Below are 18,929 nucleotides of genomic sequence, written 5' to 3'. Positions count from 1 at the left end.
AATTATTTAATTACTGCAAATCGTTCTTTATATTCTGTTGTTTTTGTTTTTACTACATATAAATAAATTCCCGCTGCAATTTCTCTGCCTCCTTCGGATCTTAAATCCCAAACTTCTGTTCCATTTGGTGCATTATGATTTATGGTTTTAACCAAATCAGCATCAACTGTGAAAATATAAATTGTACATTCTTGAGGAAGATTAATAAATTGAATTTGTCGTAATGGCTCTTTTCTTAACTCGCCATATTCTATTTCGTATAATGATGAAGCTACATATGGATTTGGAACAACTCGAATTTTTGAAATATTTTCTTCAATAATTTTTGTGTCAACTTCCGAACCTTTTACTCTAAATGAAAACGAATCTTTAATATTAGGTAGAATTGGTTTTATAGTTTCAACAGAAAATTTATTATTATTTGATGGTAGTCCATCAAAAGTTATTGTTCCGGTAATTCCGTCAAAATTAAAATTGTCTTCATTAAATAAAGTATCAGATAATATTTGAGTTCCGCTAACAGAAATTAAAACATAATTATTACCAGATTTTGTTCCGCTTCCATCAATTGAAATGACATATATTTTATCCAATACTGAATCCGGATATTCAACCACAAAAGTTAATTCAATGTTATCATTTCCGCCAATTCTTGAAACACTTTTAATTGAATTTGGAGGATTCAATTTTAGTGAAACTCCATCAGGAGTTGTTTGTGTTTGGTTTAAATTATGGGGTCGATTTTTTATTAATTTTTCAACATTATTTCTTGTAACATTCATTGCATAATTTATTGTAATTACATCGCCATCTTCAGGCAAATATTTTGATTCGGTTGTTGAATTATCTAGCATACTAATTCTTAAACCATCACCGGAAATATTTAATACTCTTCCGCCAGCCGGGTAATTATATCCAGTTCTAATATCTTCATTTAATGTAACATTTCTTAAATCAAAAGTATTCGAAGAAGTAAATGCGATGGAATATTTATAAGGTTTCGTATCATTTGAATCAGTAATTGAAATGGAAATATTTGTTGTAAGATCACCTTTTTCAATTCGCGGGATAAAGTTAAATGTTGTCTTATATTCATTGTTTTGCAAATTATCATTATCAATTACAAATGCATTCAATTCATAATTTGTATTGCCAGTATTAAGATTTGTAATATCATTAATTGCAACAACTTGTCTACCGATTGCTTCAGAACGCGGTGTAACCGAAACTGTATTTATTGCATCAAGTGTATTTCCAATCGGACTTTCCAAACTTTCCACTACATCATTTCCTTGATCGTATGCAGTAATTGAATACCAATATTCAAAACCATTTACGATTGTCGAATCAATATAATTGTATTGTAATCCGGTATTTTTTCCAATTGAATTTATTTGATCAAAATCTGCAATCAGTTTCCAATTTATTCCTTTATCGTTACTTCTATATAAACGATATCCTTCAAAATCATAACCTGAAAATTCATCAAAGCTTAATTCACTTTCATCATTCCAATATAAACTTGTTTTAAAATCTCCTTCAGATGCCGAGAGCTGAGGTCTGGTAGGAGGTTTAGGAAGATTGAAATTTACTTCAACTGCATTTTTTGCAACATCCGTATATTTAATTAATTCTTCATAATCATCGCCAGCTACAAAAGCTGTGTAAAATACAAGTGTATCATTTACATCCAAATTATATGGACCGGAAGATAAATATCCAACTAAATCCAAACCGGAAGCTGGAATCGTTTTGGGATCATCATAATGTAAATTCGAATTATTGCCCAAATGGAAATATCTATTTCCTAATGATGAATTATATAAACTCTCGCTTGATGACAAAATACCATATTGAATAGAATCGATATCCAAATCATCATCATATAAACTGTAATGCATATCTGTAATTCCTAATTCAACCCCATTTACTTGCGGAGTCTTAAGAAGTGTAACTCCGAAAAATCCGGTTTTGCCATCTGTCCATTCTGTTGTTGCCCCATCATCAAAAAAGTAAAGCAAATTTTTCTCTTTGATAAAATCAAGCCTATCGTCTTTGTATTCAGCAATTCCGCCGCTCGCATCTCCAATATCAATATCGTTATAAAGTCCGAAATAAAGATTTTCAAGTTTCTTGTTACATGTGTTTGTTAATTCATATTTAAAGAATAAAATATTTTTCGCAAACTTCGTCCCAAATGCATATCCAGTTTGTGCTATTTGAATTCCAATAATTCCAACAGTATTGTTGCTATCATTAAAAACACAATAACTGTCTTGATCAGAAAGAATTATATTTTCACCATTTAAATTTTTAACCGGCCAGCCTAAATCTTCATTCCATGAATTTGGATCATCGCTCATTGCAACACGTGCAGTATCACTATTATGATATCCGTTTGCAGCTTCCCATTCTTCATTATCGGTATATCTTGATTGAACAACATTCCCTGGAATTCCAACAAATTGATTTACTCGATAGATATAATGTTTTGCACTATTGATTGGAAATTCTCCGGATGGACCTTGAGTGATACTTCTTGGATAAAGTTTTCCTCTATTCTCAAAAAATAAACCAATATTGCTTGCATTATGAATACCGGCAGCCCTATCTTCAATCCGAGAAGTTTTCTTAATTTTTGTTTCAACATTTTCAAGTTTACCTTTTTTATCTTGAGAAAATAATGTTGTAGCAATTATTAAGAAAAATATTAAAAGATAATTTCTCATGTAAGTTTGTCCCATTGAAGATTTTAATTAAATCTAAAAGTAAATCCTAATCTCACTGATCTTGGAGGACCAAAATTAGATGGATCTTTAATATACTCGAGTGAATAGTCTCCTTGTAAAGTAAATTCCGGATCTCCAGTATCTGTATATACATATAAAATATTTCTATGATCTGTTAGGTTCAAAATTTCAGCAAATATTCTTATAGACATATCATTGTAAACATTAAATTCTTTACCTAGCATTAAGTCCAAATTGTAAACTCCCGGCTGACGCAATGAATTTTTAATTACAAAACCTACGTCTCTACCACCCGGTGTATATGGAGCACCGGAACTTGCTTTAAAGATTAAACTGAAATCCATATTTTCAAAAATATTTTGTCCAAATAAATTCAATCCTTCATTTTCGGGAATTATATAAGTCAAGCTGGCATTGAATAAATGTGTTCTATCAAAATCTAAAAAATATAATTGTGTTGATTCTTCCGTTCCCGGATATTGTTCGGTTTCAGATGATGCACTTCCTTTAGCAACAGAATAAGTATATGTTAAACCTCCGGAGAAATATTTATCCGGACGAATGTCTAATGTCAATTCAAAACCTTTTACGTTTGCATAATCTTCATTAACGTAAAGCGTATATCCAGTATATCTTCCATCAACAAATGGGAAATAATATCTTGTACCAATTAATCCGGTAATATCTCTATAGTAGGAAGTTAAATTTAGTGCAATTCTATCAGTAAATTGATGAGCAATTCCAACTTCATATGAGATTGTTCTTTGCGCATCTAAATCCGGCTGACCAAAAAGCGGTTCACGTACGTTTAAATCGTATTGTCTGTTTTCAAATAAATATTGAAAATCCGGGTTTTGGAAAAAATGCCCGTAAGAAAAATGTAATTTTGTTTTATCAGAAATCGGATGAGCAATTCCAAATCTTGGAGAAAATTGTGAACGTGATTTTACTTTTACAATAGAATTAGGTTTTAATGCATCATCTCTAAACTCTGCATTGGCATTGATATAATCAAATCGTAAACCCAAATTTATAACTAAATATGGTAGTTCAATTTTATCTTGAATATAAGCTGCACCTTCAAACGGTTTGACATAATAATTATCTATGTAAGGAAAATTTCTTTTAGGATCATAAATTTCATACAATTTTACCCAGTGTTTTTTAAATGCCAATCCTAATTTTACTTCATTAACTGAACCTATCTGCCAAACCGCATCAGTTTTAAAATCAGTAGTTGCTGTTCTTGCATCTACTAATTCCAAGGGATTTGCCAAACTATAAAATTCAAAACCATCGCCATAATCTTCAAAATATTGGAAATCACTTGTGCCTAAATATTCTGAAGTATCTTTTCCAACACCGGAATAATAACCTTGATTGAAATATGAAAATTTTACATCATAGAAAAAATTATTTGCAACAGTATGAGTTAGAGCCAAAGTACTTTGCCAGCTATCTGAATTTGTTACAAGATATTGGTCTGGCACATATTTATAAGAATGACTGTAATTTTGATTTTTACCAATGCTCCCTCTATTTGTTAATGAAATTTTAATATTGGAAATTGCAGTTGTAGAAATTTTTGCAAAGAAGGATTTATTATCATCAAAACCGAATGGAAGATAACTTCCTCTTTTATCAATTTCTCCCGTTATGAAAAAATTAAATTCCGGGGAAAATATAGGTCCACTTAGACTTCCGTTAATTCTATTTTCCTTTAAATTCGAATATCGTTTAATCCCAAATTGACTTGTTCGAGCTTCAAGTTTACCGGAAAACTTTTCAGACCCATCTCGTGTAACAATATTAACAACTCCGCTTAAAGCATTCCCATATTCGGCATTAAATGTTCCGCTTAATAAACTCATTTCTTGAATTGCATCATTGTTAATTTGAGTTGCAAGTCCACCAAGCAAAGGATCAACAACCAAAGTGCCGTCAATCATATACGCAACTTCGTTTGATCTTCCGCCTCTAACATGAAGATTAGAACCGCTTCCAACAACTCCAGCTTGCAGTGAAAGTAATTCTGTAAATGTTTGAACCGGCAAAGATTCAATTTCTTCACGAGTTACAACTGAGATACTGCTTGTTACATCTTTTTGTATCAAAGGAGTTTTTGCAGTAACAATAATATCTTGCACTTGAATTGATGATGAATGTAATTCAGCATTTATTTGAGTTGTTTGATCAACAACAATGGAAACATCTTTGATAATTGTTGATTCGTAGCCAATAAAACTAATTTTAATATTATATTTTTTGGGAGGAATATTTAGAATTACATAATTTCCATTCACATCGGTTGCGGCACCAAGATTTGTTCCTTCAATTAAAATATTTGCACCAATTAACGGTTCACCAGTTTGAGCATCCTTAATAGAACCCGAAATTTTTCCGGTAATTCCTCCATTAATTATAAATGGGAAAAATAAAATCAGAAAAAATATTTTCTTCATTTGGTACTCTTAGAAATTGTTAAATTTTGTAAAACCATTATTGCTTCAGATTCTTTAAGAATTTTTTTTGCACGTGTTTTATCTTTTATTGCACAAGCTGTTGCAATGGCATTGATTAAAACAGATATAGCAGCGAATGAATTTGTGTAGAGCATATTTTCACTATTCACAATTAAACTTGATTTAGAAAAAAAAGTTACCGGAGAAGCCGCTTCATTAGTTATTGAAATTACATCTATCTTTCTTTCAAATGCAAACTTTGCTGCTTCAATTGTTTCTTTTGAATATGGCGGGAAAGAAAAAACAATTAATAGATCTTTTGAATCCATAAATAAAATTTGTTCATGGAATAATGTATGCGTGTGTTTTAAAACTGACGAATTAACACCAATCTGATTTAATTGATATGCTAATATTTCTGATAATAAGTAAGAAATTCCAAGTCCGGCAGTGTGAACAATTTTTGCATTTAGAATTCTACTAATAGTATAATTAAAATTCTTACGTTCAATTAAATTTAAAGTATCATTAATATTCTTGATATCTACATTTGCAACTTCTGTTAGTAAATCTTCCTCTATCCGATGTTTTTCAAATAGAGGAAAGATTTCTTTTTTCTGCAATTCTCTTTGTAGTGAAAATGCAATTTCGTCTCTGAGTTCGCTAAATCCTTTAAATCCAATTCTTTGAGAAAATCTAACTATTGTAGCAACACTTGAATTTGTAGAAACGGATAAATCTTGAACATTAAGAAAGGGAATTTTATCAAAGTTATTTATCACATAATCTGCAACATTTTTATGATTTTTTGGTAATTCTTTATAACTCTGAATAATTTTTTCTTTTATTTGTTTATATCTATCCATCCTAATTTTTTCAATTATTTAATCAAAGACATTTTTTTTGTAATGAACTGATTTTTTGTTTGTAAGCTGTAAACATACATTCCGGATGAAAGCAAACTTGCATCAAAATCAATAGAATGATTTCCGGCATCTAAAGTTTGATTCAAAATTTGAGCAACTTCTTCACCAAGCATATTATAAATTTTTAGTGTCACTTCAGATTTTTCCGGCAATCCAAAAGATATTGTTGTTGATGGATTAAATGGATTAGGATAATTTTGATTTAATGAATATGCGGATGGAAGATTTTTTATATCTGATTTTACGTCGGTCAACATATCATATTTTTCTTGTGCTTGAGCCAAACTTGCCAACATTGCTTCTTCCGTTTCTCCATAAGCAATTGCAAGATAAATTACCACCGAATCACCGGCAGCAATAGTTCTAGAATTATATGCTGGAATTAATACCGGAGCATCTACAACAGGATCAGTTTCATTTATTATGAATGGACTATCGTATGAATTATAATTTAACCAACTGTTATAAGAGGAATCAACTTGATAATCTTCATACCAAACAAAAGCTTTTAAGGATTTAAAATCATTATTTAGTGACTTAAATCCAACTGCTTCTGTTTTTTTTACTGTTAGAACTTTGGAATCACTATCATACTTAACTGTATCTCCACCGTCATATGTTCCTTCAACTTCTGTAATAATATCAAGCCCTACAATTGCATCAATTGCATTTGTCTCTCTACTAATGAGTGTATATTTTGCTATAATATAGTTTTGATCTTGCCAGCAATAAACATTTTGTTTTTGAAATATACTTGGGGGTAATCCGGAGTAATCATTATTGAAACTTCCATAAATTTCAAAATCTCCAAAAGTTGGATTTGTAAGTAATTGAGTATCTTCTTCAATTTCAACATCATTGTCGTAATCAAAAACTTCATCTTCTCCGGTTCCGACTAATGTTGTTACTCTATAAATTTGTCGAATTGTATCTGGCATTGTATAAATTGCTATTCTGCCATATTCAGTCACATAGACATTCAATTTACCAATATACAAATCAACCTGTGCATTTGTATTATTATTGATGCTTAAGAAATTTAGAAGAAAAAATATAATTATGAGTATCGCTTTTTTCATTTGTGCCTCTCTGTTGTTAGTTAAATAAATAATTTATTACTGCCAACCAATCAAATTCGGTGGAATTAAAAGTAAAAAACCTAGTAACATTAAAATTATTTGAAGTGGTAAAACCCACTTTGCCCATTTTTCCCATGGAACTTTTGCCATTGAAAGAGCCCCCATAGTAACAGCAGAAGTTGGAATTATTATATTTGTATATTCACCAAATTGAAACGCAAGAATTGCTGTTTGTCTCGATACTCCAGCTAAATCAGCAAGAGGAGCCATAATTGGCATGGTTAAAGCTGCTTGTCCGCTTCCGGAATGAACAAAAAAATTAATTATTGCTTGAACGACAAACATTTTCTGCGAGGCAAAAATTGGTGATGATGATTGAATGTATGGCGACAATTCAAAAAGCACTGTATCTATAATCTGTCCATCTCTGGAAATAACCAACGTTGCTCTAGCTAAAGCAACAATTAGAGCTGTGCCAACCAAATCTTTAGCTCCTTCAATAAAACTTCTAATAATAACTTCACCATTTAATCCGCCGATAATTCCTACTAAAATTCCCATAATAAAAAACATTCCAGCAATTTCTTCAATATACCAGCCAAATTCTATAACACCAACTACAAGCATAATTAATGAAAGTAGAAAAGTAATCAAAACAAATTTATGCTTATTGGTAAATTCTATATTGTTACTTTTGTTAAAATGTTCATTTTCTTTTCTTTGTAAATCCTCATTATACATTGGACTAATTTTAGGATTTCTGGAAAGTCGATTCACATAAAAGAGCAAAAATAAAATTGCAACAAGTGTAGAAATAGCCCAACTAATAATTCTATAACCAATTCCGGAAAATAGTGGAACTTCTGCTATTCCTTGTGCAATTCCAACATTAAACGGATTTAAGAATGCGCTGGCAAATCCAATGTGTGCACCAACTAACGGAATCGCAACTCCAATAATTGAATCATAACCTAAAGCAATTGCTACCGGAACTAAAATTAAAACAAATGGAATTATTTCTTCATTCATTCCAAAAGTTGCTCCTCCAAGTGAAAACATTAAGAAAAGTATTGGTATGAAAAATGTTCTTAAAAATGAAGATTTATTGTGAGCAACTACTAATTTATTGATAAACGAATTTATTGCATCAGTTTTAGCAAGTACATTAAAAGCTCCGCCAACAATTAGGATAAAACCTATAATTAATGCAGCTTCAACAAAACCTTTTAAAAGGTGCAATAAATATCGCAAAAAATCCTTGGGGATTATTATCAATATATTTAAAAGAATTTTGAACAACTACTTAACGTCCATCTTTTATAATTCTTTCATATTGTCCACCCGGAATTATCCAAGTAAGAATGGCAATGAATATAAGAATTAGAAATATAAGTAGATAAGTATTCGGAACTTTAAATTTATATTTCTTTTTTTCTTTCATCATTCAATTACTTTATGAGATTTGAGATTAAATTTATCGCCGCTTATCAAAACGTGGAGTTTCATATTTGAAATTCCAAGATTTCCACTTTTATCTTGGCGGATATTTTCTGAATTTGTAGGATCATAAACTAAAACTTGGTTTTCCAAAACTTCAAAAGTGCTATCCGGATTAACAATTATTGATGTCGATTCATCAATAGCAACGCCGGTTAAAGTTGGATGCTCAATTAATGATGCGATTGTTCTATTATGTCTTTTTCGTTTTAGAAAATGCTGGTCAATTATCACTGTTTTAAGAAATCCGAATCCTCGAATAGTTTCAACATTTCCTTTTTCAATTGTAAGGAAAATTCCGGTTGTATCATTTCTAATTAATTCATTTCCGGTTATCATAACTTCGCTCATTATTGCTGCTCCGGCACTGGTTCCGCCAATTGTTCCGCCATTGTTATGAATTTCAAAAACTTTATCTAAGAGTTTTGTGCCAAGCATATCTCTTGCTAAATCACTTTGATCACCGCCTAAAAAGAATACAGAATTTGCCCAATCCATTTTTTTTAGATTTGCATCATCATCTGCAGTTTCTCTGGTAAAAAGTAAATACTCGGCTTTGGCACCAAGTTCTATTAATTCTTTAACTTGAATTTCACTATTTAAAACCGGTTCAGATCCAGCATTGGGAATTACAATAATTTTAGCATCACTTCCACCAGCAAGCTCAACAAATTTGGCTATTATTTCAGTGGTTTGAACTCCTCCAATGATAACTAATTTACCTTTTGTTTTTGCGAAGTTTGGAATTATCAAAATAATTAAAGTTAAGATTGTAAATAAAAATTTTTTCATAGTATTTTATTTTTTGATTAATTCTAGTGCTATTTCTGCGGATTTAACTAAATCTTCAATATAAATAAATTCATCATTTGAATGAGGATTTTGAGCTCCTATGCCTAAATTTATTGCATCAATTCCTCTTTCATTTAACGAATTTGCATCGCTTCCGCCAAGTGAAATTTTTGGAATTGGGGTTAAATTAACTTTTTCAATTGCATTTTTTACTTCTTGAAAAACGCGTGAATTTTCCGAAATTGTGAAAGGTTTAAAATCCCAAAAATATTCATATTCAATTTTAGCATTCAGTTTTACTGATTCCGATTCAAAAATTTTAATTGTGTCATCAAATTGTTTTTTAACTTTTTCCACATCAAACGATCTGATTTCACCTTCAAGTTCTGCATATTCGGGAATTACATTAACGGCAGAACCACTTTTTAATAATCCAATATTCATCGTACAATCATCGTCAATTCTTCCAAGCTGAAGTTTACTAATTGCATTTGCCGCAACTTGTAATGCATTAATTCCTTTTTCTGGAGCAATTCCGGAATGTGAAGCTTTTCCAAAAATTTTGATTTTAAATCCTAAATCTCCACAAGAGGAAAAAATAAAATTTCCCGGTCGGTAACCGGAATCAAAAATAAATGCGTGATTTATTTTTCCATTTATTCCCAAATATTTTGAACCGAACAAAGTAGTTTCTTCGCAAGTTGTAAACGCAATTGTAAAATCTTTTACTGGAATATTTTCTTTTGAAATTTTTTCCAATGCAAAAAGTAAAATTGCAATTCCCGCTCTGTTATCAACGCCCAAAACAGTATCGCCCGATGAAACAATTTTATCTTCAAGAATTATTGGTTTTAAATTTTCGGTTGGTCGCGCTGTATCCATATGAGAAAGCATAATAAAATTGCCGCCATCACCAATTTTGCAAATTAAATTGTTAGTGTTACTATTTGTAAATTCCGAGGCAGAATCTTCTTCAACAAAATAACCCAAATTGATTAAAAAATTCTTAATATAGTTTGCAACACCTTTCTCGTTTCCAGAAACCCCATCAATGCTGGCAAGTTTTAAAAACAATTCTATTAGTCTGAATGAATTCATAGTGTAATTACTTTTTCATTTAATATTTGTTGTGTAATGGATATTACAGATTACAAAAAAATAATTTGTATGTCAAGAATATTTTTTATCGCCAAATAATTTATTTGAATAATATTTTTATTTCTATAGATAAAAATTCAGCTAAGATTTATAGTTTTCCATAATCATTTTTTAGGAGTGGAATTATGTTGATCGAAAACATTGAACTATATCATATCAAAATGGAATTAGTTTCTCCATTTACAACTTCAATGGGAACTGAATATGACGAAGAACATATTATTGTAAAAGTTAACTCGGAAGGAATTTCCGGATTCGGCGAAAGTGTTGCCGAGGGAACTCCTTTTATTCTTATGAAACAGTTACTACTGCTTGGCATATTTTAAAAGAATTTCTAATTCCGGAAATATTAAATAAAAATTTGGAAGGTGTTGATCAAGCAATTTTATTTTGGGAAAAAGTACGGACACAGAATGGCCAAAGCCGGATTGGAAGCTGCGTTATGGGATTTATTTGCAAAATCGAAAAATATTTCTTTATCAAAAATGTTAGGTGGAACAAGAGAAAAAATTGATGTCGGCGTGAGCATTGGAATTCAAAAAAGTGAAAATGAACTGATAAAAAAAATTGAGGGTTATTTAGCTGAAGGTTATCAGCGAATAAAAATTAAAATTGCTCCCGGCGAAGATATGCAATATGTTAAAGCAATAAGAAAAGAATTTCCAAAAATACTTTTTCAAGTAGATGCAAATTCTGCTTATGGTTTAGAACATTTAGATTTATTTAAAGCAATGGACCAATACAATTTGTTATTAATTGAACAGCCTTTATCTTATGATGATATTTATGAACATTCTAAATTGCAAAGTGAATTAAAAACTCCAATTTGTCTTGATGAAAGTATTCATTCGCTAGCTGATACAAAAGCTGCAATTGAATTAAAAAGCTGCAAAATAATTAATATAAAACCTGGAAGAGTAGGCGGATTTACAGAATCGAAATTAATCCATGATTATTGCATGAAAATAATGTTCCCGTTTGGCACGGCGGAATGTTGGAATCCGGAATTGGCAGAGCCGGAAATGTTGCCTTGGCTTCATTACCAAATTTTACTTTGCCTGAGACATTTCTGCGAGCAAAAGATATTACAAACAAGATATTGTTGAACCCGAATTTTAGTAAATAATGACGGAACAATGAATGTTCCAACCAAATCCGGAACTGGAGTTGAAGTAAATCAAACTTTATTGGAAAAAGTTACTGTGAGAAAAGAATTATTTTCCAAGTAAATTTTCGATGATATATTAGTAATGAAATAAGTATAATTTTTTTTCAAAAAATATTGGATTACTATGGAAAACAATAATCATTCACAGATTGAACAGCAATTACAAAATTCTCAAGAAGATTTATGGCGAGTTTTCAGAATAATGTCGGAGTTTGTCGAAGGTTTTGAAACAATGGGAAAAAATTAAACCAAGTGTAATAATTTTTGGTTCAGCCAGAACAAAACCGGAAGACAAGTTCTATAAATTAGCAGAAGATGTTGCAAAGGAAATTGTTAAAAAAGGATTTGGAATAATTACCGGCGGCGGTCCAGGAATTATGGAAGCCGGAAACAAAGGAGCAAAAGAAGCTGGCGGAAGTTCAACCGGAATAAATATTGAATTGCCTCACGAACAATATGCAAATCCATATATTGATTTCGATAAACTTTTAAATTTTCGTTATTTCTTTATTCGCAAAACAATGTTTTTCAAATATGCTCAAGGTTATGTTTTAATGCCCGGTGGATTTGGAACCGTTGATGAAGGATTCGAAGTTTTAACACTTATTCAAACTGGAAAAACAACAAAATTTCCGGTGGTGCTCATGGGAAAAGAATTTTGGAGCGGATTGATAGATTGGATGAAAGAGTTTCAACTTAAAGCCGGTTACATAAATAAAGAAGATTTAAATTTATTTTCTGTCACTGATGATCCCCAAGAAGCAGCTCAAATAATATATAATTTCCATAAAGGTAAAAAGTTAACGCCTAATTTTTAGGAAAAAAATGTAGATTATGATTAAGAGTAAGATTTAAAATTGAAAAGAACTTTTTCATTTTATTTGTTTCATACTCTTAATCTTAAACTAATACTAATTTTTAAAGTTTGATAAAGATGGGATCTCTTAAACTATTTTCCTTATGTAAGATCACATCTTTATAAAAAAGATTAAGATTATGATTAAGAGTAAGATTAAGAAAAGTAATTTGAGAAAAATTATATCAACCTAATTTTATGCCAACACTTTTTTTCTTAATCTTAATCTTATTCTTAATCTTACTCTGAAATTTATTTCTTTATGCAAAATATTATCAAGAAAATTTCTTACCTACGGAAATCATTTCTATTGCTTTTGCAATTCGCTTATTTCTTGTTTCTTCCTTTTTTGCTTCTTCAATCCAGCGAACATATTCTTTACGGTGAGTATAGGCAAATTTTTCAAAAATTTCTTTTGCCGAATTATTTTTATTTAAAGCAGATTGAAAATCTTTTAGAACTTCAACAATTCTTGGTTCTAAATCTTGTTCAACAATAACTTCAATAATATCTCCAATATCTTTTTTAATTGCATCTCGAATTTCTTTTTTAATTCCAAGCAAGTGAAATTCCATTCCCATTGGAGCTAAAGATCCGCGATATTTAACACCATTAAATTTAGCTTTTACTTTAACTTGACCTTTGGTCCCAAATTCCTTAATAACGTCATAAGGAAAATAAACAAATGCTCCATTTTCCTTTAACATTATTTCTGCGTTAAACTTATACTTTTTCATAAATAAAATTAATTTTGATTTAACGAATTTATATCAAATGTAAATAAATCCGGAATAAATTCTGCATTTTCCAAAGCTACTACAAGATAAATTGAATCTGAAATTAAAAGTTTACTAAGCTTTTCTATTTGCTCTTCACGAATTTTAACACGCGAAATAATTCTATTTTTGATAATATTTTTTTGCTTCATTTCTATATTTATTATTATTAAATATTTCCGCCATTTTTTCATTTGGATTTAATACTTCAAAATTATTTCCACAAAATTCAGTTAAGACTTTTTCAAAAATTTCTTTACTATATCCATAATGAGTACAACCCAACAATAACAAAGTTTGCAATCTAGGATTTTGTATCTTTTGAACTGCTTCTAATAAATACCCGCAATTAGTTTTTCCACAATTTTGCTATTCGGATTAATCTGAATTTCACTTTCTAGATTTTCACAAACTTGATTTACGATTTTATTTTCATTAATTCCATGTTGAACTAACTTTGTTTTATGTTGATTTGAACTTATTGTGGTTTCTGTTCCAACAATTATAATATTATAATCAGATACGGCATTTATTTTTTCCAAAACCATTTCAATTCCACTTTCAACAATTCCAATAACGGGAATTTCAATTTCCTTAAACATTTTTGTTTGATTAAACAAAACTGAAAGTGTGTTACAAGCAATTATAATAATATCGGGATTTAACTTCATCATTCCCTTTAGAGCAGATTCAAAAATCAGAAGTTTGTCGTTTGTGTTTTTTAAACTATTGTATCCTAAATTTCCACCGGCAAATGAATTGAAATAAATTAACTCAATTTGTTTATCATTATTAATTCTCAACTTTTTGTCAATTAATGCGTGGACAGAAAGTCCGCCCAATCCGGAATCTGTAATAATTATTCTTAAATTTTGCTTTTTTAAAGTCTCAGTAATACTTATCATTTTTAATAAATATGGTTAAATCTTCTAGAATATTTGTGTAGTTTTTTGAACTAAATTTATATTTATATGCAGCCATAAATGATTTGTGACTGCATATAGTATTTTGAATTTTTCAAATTTTGAATCTCATATCTTTTTACGACTTCATTCGCTTACCTTTTTCTTCATGAATGAAAATCCAGCTAACAACTTTCCCAATATTAATTTGTTCAAAATTGTTCCAATATCTCTTATTTCTAACATGCATTGAACTTATCATCGGCGGGAATTAAAGATGCTTCATCCATAATCCCTTTTATTCTATTCTGCCAAACTATCATATTTTCAACTCGTAAATCAACCCATCCGTCATTCGACCAAAGTTCAATATTTTCATCCGTAATTTTTAAATTGTTTTCACCTCTAAATGGTGGAATTTTCATTTCATTTCACGTAAAAGAGATTTTCCATCTGGCAATAAATTGGAATTCCAATTGAAATTATTTCACTTCTTAATTTTTCATTTGATTTGATAAGTTCTAAGATTTTTTCAGATAAATTATTTGCAGAAATGTTTAAAATTTCTTTCATTTTTCCTGAAACTAATTTTATTAAATTCAACTCGTGCAGTAATTTAGATAATCTTGGCGGACCCAATAACTCAAATGCTACACTATTTACGTTATGAATTTCCTCAAGTTCTTGCAATTTTTCAACTGCCGCATGCTGCAAATAACCTGCTCTGTAAGTGGGTTCCAAGTTGCATTATCAAGTGCATTAATTATATCGTGTCCGTATTTCCGCCTTTAATTTCAAAATTGCATCTTCAGCAATTTCTTCGGGAAGTAACATATTCCATTTGACCAAGAGCAGAAATAGCTTCAAATTCACGCGAGAAAAGTTCCGTTTTCACCGGTATCTATAAAAACCGATTTTAATTTTTCACCCGTTAATTTAAATGGTTTATCCAAATTTAATTTCAGTTCACTTTCAAGATTTATTACATTTTCCAGCGAAGCATCGACTAATTCAATTGATTTTCCTCTTTTTAATTTCATCAAAAGCAATTCTTTTCCAAGCAATTGCTCCGGTTGGTTTTAATTTCTTTTGTAATTGCTCCACCGAGAGTCCTTCCCATTAAAAATAAAAGCAATGTATGGGCTCCAACAACTGAAGATTTGCTTAATAATACGAGATGGTTTTTCTTCACTGTGTGTATATGGAATATTAAGTCCCATTCCGCCAGTTCCGCTAGTACCAATTTTAACATAAATTTTTGTCTGAACTTTATTCATCGAATTATACAAAATTTGTATATGTCTAATTAATTGCGGAACATATTGCGTGCACAACAATTTTTCGGTTTCTTCAATTATTGTTTCTGTAGTTGGGTTATTTTGAATTGTTGTACTTATTCTGTGATAAGTTGTATATAAATCTTGATATGCAATTCCCGTTGCAGAATTTATACTATCAATTATTATATCCGGTTTATGAAGCGTAAGAAGTTGATAAATAGAAGATTGCTGTAAAATTTCATCTGTTAATTCTTCCATAATATCTTTCATTAAAACTTTTCTTCTTACCGGATCATTTAAAATTTCAAATCGATCGGTATCTTTGAATTCATTTCTTACAAAAATATTTCCCCACCGAGGAATAAAATAATCTTCCGGCAAATTTGAGAATTCATTTTTTAACTGAACAACGTGAGATTCTGCTTCTTCTTTTCTTAAAGAAGTAACAATAATTTTTGCGGGTTTTTCCGAAACTAATTTTCTTGTAACGGCGTTTCCAACTAATCCCCAGCCGCCTAAAACTAAAACTGTTTTTTTTTCAATATCCATAATTTCCTCAAAAACTTTTAAATTCCTAATAATAAAACTTAGCTTAATGAAAATACCATTGCAAGCATTTTTATCAGTATTGTATAAATTATAAAAATTGTTTCGATTGTAAATACAGAGTTCCTTTGTTAAATTTGTATTCACAATTTTTAAAATAATATAAGTTGAATTAAATGAGAATTTGCGAAGTTTTAGCACCAGAAAATATAATTCCCGAACTAAAGGGAACAACAAAAGAAGAAGTAATAATGGGCTAATTGATTTATTTAAAAGATGAAAGAATTCTTGATATAAAAGAAGTTAAAGAAAGCGTTCACGAAAGAGAAAAAATTATGTCCACCGGTATTGGTCATGGTTTTGGAATTCCTCATTGCAAAACAAATAAAGTTACAGAAATTTTAGCAGCATTTGGTAAAACAAAATCTCCAATCGATTTTGAATCGTTGGATGGTTCTCCGGTAAATTTAATTTTATTAATCGGAAGAGATAATTTAGTTGCTCCCTCATATTAAACTTTTAAGCAGAATTTCTTTGCTGATGAACAAAAAGATTTCAGAGAAAAATTACTTTCTGCCAATTCGGTTTCCAGAGATTTACAATATCTTTGAAGACGAAGAAAAAAACATTTCATAATAATTTCCTTTGCTTAAATTATGATTAAGCTAAATTACCGGAACTAAAGATATTCTCAGATGAAATTCAATATTGGAATCACCTTACCAGTATTGTGTTAAATCAGATGAAGCATTTTAATTACAAAGAAATCAGAACTCCAATTTTGAATTAACCGAACTTTTTGCAAGAGGAATTGGAGACAACACAGATATTGTTAGTAAAGAAATGTATTCGTTTTTTGATAGAAGTGAAAACAATTTAACACTAAAACCGGAAATGACTGCATCGGTTGTTCGCGCGTTTATTGAACATTCTTTGGGAAAACAAACGGGATTGAATAAATTATTTTATATTTCTCCGATGTTTCGTCAAGAACGACCGCAAGCCGGAAGATTAAGACAATTTCATCAATTTGGAATTGAAGCTTTGGGAAGCTACAATCCCGCATTGGATGCTGAAGTAATTCCGGCTGCATTTAATATTTTAGAAAAATTAGGATTGAAAATATTGAAGTAAATTTGGAATTCTCTTGGCGTTCGAAAAGAAAGAAATAAATTTGCCGAAGCTTTAGAAAGAATTTATTGCATATAAAAAAATGAATTATCCGAAATATTAAAATAGATTTGATACAAATGTTCTAAGAATTTTAGACAGCAAAAATGAACACGACCAAAAATTATTAATTGGTTCACCTAAACTTATTGATTTTCTTGGCGAAGAAAGTTTATACATTTTAATAAAGTAAAAGAATTTTTAACAATTGCTAAAATTCCATTTAAAATCATAAATTGGTTCGCGGTTTGGATTATTACCTCCTCACAATTCTTTTGAAATTCTTAGTTCAAGCGTAGGTTCACAAAGTGCTTTGTGCGGCGGCGGAAGATACAATTTATTGATTGAACAACTTGGCGGTGATCCAACTCCGGCAGTTGGATTTGCAGCTGGAATTGAAAGAATTTTACTCGCATGCAAATCTGAAAATTCATTTCAACCGGATAATGAAATAATTGATATTTACATTATCAGATTGAATAATGAACTTGAGACGAAATTTTTGAAATTGCAAGTGTGTTAAGAAAAATAATTTTAAGGTTGAATTTGATTATTTATCAAGAAGTGGTAAAGCTCAAATGCGTGAAGCAAATAAATTAAATTCAAAATATGTTATTATTTGTCGGCGGTGATGAATATTACTTTGGTCGTGTTAAATTAAAAGATATGAAAATGAAAATTGAAGAAGAAATTCTACTTTCAGAACTTCTAAATTTAAAACCATTAAATAAAGGTTTAAGACAAGTTGCGGTTTTAATAAAATCACAAAAAGTATTAAATTCAATATTAAACATACTATTTTTTGATTTTCTACATAGGAATTCCACAAACTTAGATGCAAAAAATATTTGGAAGAAAAACCAGTTCTTGAAGCTTTAAATTAAATGCAGAAATTGATCAAATCTATATCCTATATGGCTTAAACGGCTCTATTGTTGATCAAATTAAAAATCTCGCAAATAAATCCAACGTAAAGTTACTCAGCTTTCACCGCAAAATTTGAGCAAATTGCGGAAGATAAAAACACTCAAGGAATTATCGCATATAAAAAGTGATTTCGGTTATTCTGAAATTGATGAAATTTTAATTGAAGCTGAAAATTCTAAATTTCCTTTTATTACTGCTTTTGGATTCAATTCAAGATCCGCATAATTTTGGAGCAATAATTAGAACAGCAGAATGTGCCGGTGTAAACGGAATTATCACAACAATTAAAAATAGCGTTTCGGTAAACAATACTGTTGAAAAAACTTGCTGGTGCAACAAATCATAATAAAATTGCGAGTAAATAATCTTGTAAACACAATTGAAATTCTAAAGCAAAATGGATATTGGATTGTTGGATCAAAACTTGGCAATTCTCAAAATTATACTTCAATAGATTACAAACAACCAATCGCATTAATTATTGGAAATGAAGAAAAAGGAATTCGACATTTAATTTCTGAGAAGTGTGATTTTCTTGCAGAAATTCCGATGCAAGAAAAAATTCAAAGTCTTAATGTTTCAGTTGCAACCGGTGTTTTACTTTTTGAAATTTTACGATCGAGAAATAATTAAATCTTTT

Annotated in this window: 15 protein-coding genes and 4 pseudogenes; 8 read left to right on the top strand and 11 right to left on the bottom strand. The window is 30.0% G+C overall.

Annotated features, from left to right (window positions below; translation table 11 throughout):
* Nucleotides 1–2 precede the first annotated feature (2 nt).
* From IPM32_07910 to IPM32_07880, 7 genes and pseudogenes are all read right to left on the bottom strand, one after another.
* A complete protein-coding gene (locus IPM32_07910) occupies nucleotides 3–2,729 on the bottom strand; it encodes a hypothetical protein (GenBank protein ID MBK8945181.1) in 2,727 nt (908 codons plus the stop codon).
* Between the two features lie 23 nt (nucleotides 2,730–2,752).
* On the bottom strand, nucleotides 2,753–5,212 hold the full coding sequence (locus IPM32_07905; GenBank protein MBK8945180.1) for a TonB-dependent receptor: 2,460 nt from the start codon (nucleotides 5,210–5,212) through the stop codon (nucleotides 2,753–2,755).
* A complete protein-coding gene (locus IPM32_07900; GenBank protein MBK8945179.1) occupies nucleotides 5,209–6,078 on the bottom strand; it encodes a MurR/RpiR family transcriptional regulator in 870 nt (289 codons plus the stop codon). The genes IPM32_07905 and IPM32_07900 overlap by 4 nt, the downstream gene beginning before the upstream one ends.
* A gap of 14 nt (nucleotides 6,079–6,092) precedes the next feature.
* Nucleotides 6,093–7,217, bottom strand: coding sequence for a T9SS type A sorting domain-containing protein (locus IPM32_07895; protein MBK8945178.1), 1,125 nt, complete (start codon nucleotides 7,215–7,217; stop codon nucleotides 6,093–6,095).
* 36 nt (nucleotides 7,218–7,253) lie between these two features.
* Nucleotides 7,254–8,661: pseudogene (gene yfcC, locus IPM32_07890) on the bottom strand (putative basic amino acid antiporter YfcC).
* Nucleotides 8,658–9,506 carry a cyanophycinase gene (locus IPM32_07885; GenBank protein ID MBK8945177.1) on the bottom strand — a complete coding sequence of 283 codons (849 nt, stop codon included), beginning with the start codon at nucleotides 9,504–9,506 and terminating at the stop codon, nucleotides 8,658–8,660. Before IPM32_07885 ends, yfcC begins: the two are co-directional and overlap by 4 nt.
* A gap of 6 nt (nucleotides 9,507–9,512) precedes the next feature.
* Entirely contained in the window at nucleotides 9,513–10,604 is a 1,092-nt protein-coding gene (locus IPM32_07880) for a M20/M25/M40 family metallo-hydrolase (GenBank protein ID MBK8945176.1), read from the bottom strand.
* Nucleotides 10,605–10,789: 185 nt separating this feature from the next.
* Between IPM32_07880 and menC the strand changes: the two are divergent.
* Nucleotides 10,790–11,893 (top strand): annotated as a pseudogene (menC, locus tag IPM32_07875) (o-succinylbenzoate synthase).
* Nucleotides 11,894–11,956: 63 nt separating this feature from the next.
* Nucleotides 11,957–12,650, top strand: a pseudogene (locus tag IPM32_07870) (TIGR00730 family Rossman fold protein).
* Nucleotides 12,651–12,963: 313 nt separating this feature from the next.
* On the opposite strand, the gene IPM32_07865 reads toward IPM32_07870, so the two are convergent.
* The 4 genes and pseudogenes from IPM32_07865 to IPM32_07850 all read right to left on the bottom strand — a co-directional run bounded on the left by IPM32_07865 (nucleotide 12,964) and on the right by IPM32_07850 (nucleotide 16,195).
* Nucleotides 12,964–13,425: a DUF1905 domain-containing protein gene (locus IPM32_07865; protein ID MBK8945175.1), complete on the bottom strand. Its 462-nt coding sequence runs from the start codon at nucleotides 13,423–13,425 to the stop codon at nucleotides 12,964–12,966.
* An 8-nt stretch (nucleotides 13,426–13,433) separates the two neighbouring features.
* Entirely contained in the window at nucleotides 13,434–13,658 is a 225-nt protein-coding gene (locus IPM32_07860; protein MBK8945174.1) for a hypothetical protein, read from the bottom strand.
* Between the two features lie 138 nt (nucleotides 13,659–13,796).
* Nucleotides 13,797–14,369 carry an aspartate/glutamate racemase family protein gene (locus IPM32_07855; protein MBK8945173.1) on the bottom strand — a complete coding sequence of 191 codons (573 nt, stop codon included), beginning with the start codon at nucleotides 14,367–14,369 and terminating at the stop codon, nucleotides 13,797–13,799.
* A gap of 136 nt (nucleotides 14,370–14,505) precedes the next feature.
* Nucleotides 14,506–16,195 (bottom strand): annotated as a pseudogene (locus IPM32_07850) (short-chain dehydrogenase).
* A 257-nt stretch (nucleotides 16,196–16,452) separates the two neighbouring features.
* On the opposite strand from IPM32_07850, the gene IPM32_07845 reads away from it, so the two are divergent.
* The 6 genes from IPM32_07845 (at nucleotide 16,453) to IPM32_07820 (ending at nucleotide 18,922) form a co-directional block, all read left to right on the top strand.
* Nucleotides 16,453–16,707 (top strand): PTS sugar transporter subunit IIA, encoded by a 255-nt coding sequence (locus tag IPM32_07845; protein MBK8945172.1) that lies wholly within the window; start codon nucleotides 16,453–16,455, stop codon nucleotides 16,705–16,707.
* 295 nt (nucleotides 16,708–17,002) lie between these two features.
* Nucleotides 17,003–17,326 carry an ATP phosphoribosyltransferase regulatory subunit gene (locus tag IPM32_07840; protein MBK8945171.1) on the top strand — a complete coding sequence of 108 codons (324 nt, stop codon included), beginning with the start codon at nucleotides 17,003–17,005 and terminating at the stop codon, nucleotides 17,324–17,326.
* Between the two features lie 349 nt (nucleotides 17,327–17,675).
* The gene (locus IPM32_07835) at nucleotides 17,676–17,885 is read left to right on the top strand and encodes a hypothetical protein (GenBank protein ID MBK8945170.1); all 210 of its coding nucleotides are present in this window, start codon (nucleotides 17,676–17,678) and stop codon (nucleotides 17,883–17,885) included.
* A gap of 86 nt (nucleotides 17,886–17,971) precedes the next feature.
* Complete coding sequence (locus IPM32_07830; protein ID MBK8945169.1) at nucleotides 17,972–18,241, top strand: hypothetical protein; 270 nt, start codon at nucleotides 17,972–17,974, stop codon at nucleotides 18,239–18,241.
* A 208-nt stretch (nucleotides 18,242–18,449) separates the two neighbouring features.
* Nucleotides 18,450–18,635, top strand: coding sequence for a hypothetical protein (locus tag IPM32_07825; GenBank protein ID MBK8945168.1), 186 nt, complete (start codon nucleotides 18,450–18,452; stop codon nucleotides 18,633–18,635).
* Nucleotides 18,620–18,922, top strand: a complete 303-nt coding sequence (locus IPM32_07820; GenBank protein MBK8945167.1) for an RNA methyltransferase — start codon at nucleotides 18,620–18,622, stop codon at nucleotides 18,920–18,922. Before IPM32_07825 ends, IPM32_07820 begins: the two co-directional genes overlap by 16 nt.
* The last annotated feature ends 7 nt before the right edge of the window (nucleotides 18,923–18,929 follow it).

The sequence above is a fragment of the Ignavibacteriota bacterium genome, from assembly GCA_016716225.1.
In the GTDB taxonomy this organism is placed as follows: Bacteria; Bacteroidota; Ignavibacteria; order Ignavibacteriales; family Melioribacteraceae.
This window is presented reverse-complemented; position numbering and strand designations above follow the sequence as displayed.

What these genes read in the sequence shown, in the direction of transcription:
- IPM32_07910 (MBK8945181.1), bottom strand. Translation starts at nt 2,729, where the DNA reads ATGAGAAATTATCTTTTAATATTTTTCTTAATAATTGCTACAACATTA.
- IPM32_07905 (MBK8945180.1), bottom strand. Translation starts at nt 5,212, where the DNA reads ATGAAGAAAATATTTTTTCTGATTTTATTTTTCCCATTTATAATTAAT.
- IPM32_07900 (MBK8945179.1), bottom strand. Translation starts at nt 6,078, where the DNA reads ATGGATAGATATAAACAAATAAAAGAAAAAATTATTCAGAGTTATAAA.
- IPM32_07895 (MBK8945178.1), bottom strand. Translation starts at nt 7,217, where the DNA reads ATGAAAAAAGCGATACTCATAATTATATTTTTTCTTCTAAATTTCTTA.
- IPM32_07885 (MBK8945177.1), bottom strand. Translation starts at nt 9,506, where the DNA reads ATGAAAAAATTTTTATTTACAATCTTAACTTTAATTATTTTGATAATT.
- IPM32_07880 (MBK8945176.1), bottom strand. Translation starts at nt 10,604, where the DNA reads ATGAATTCATTCAGACTAATAGAATTGTTTTTAAAACTTGCCAGCATT.
- IPM32_07865 (MBK8945175.1), bottom strand. Translation starts at nt 13,425, where the DNA reads ATGAAAAAGTATAAGTTTAACGCAGAAATAATGTTAAAGGAAAATGGA.
- IPM32_07860 (MBK8945174.1), bottom strand. Translation starts at nt 13,658, where the DNA reads ATGAAAAAATGGCGGAAATATTTAATAATAATAAATATAGAAATGAAG.
- IPM32_07855 (MBK8945173.1), bottom strand. Translation starts at nt 14,369, where the DNA reads ATGATAAGTATTACTGAGACTTTAAAAAAGCAAAATTTAAGAATAATT.
- IPM32_07830 (MBK8945169.1), top strand. Translation starts at nt 17,972, where the DNA reads ATGTTATTATTTGTCGGCGGTGATGAATATTACTTTGGTCGTGTTAAA.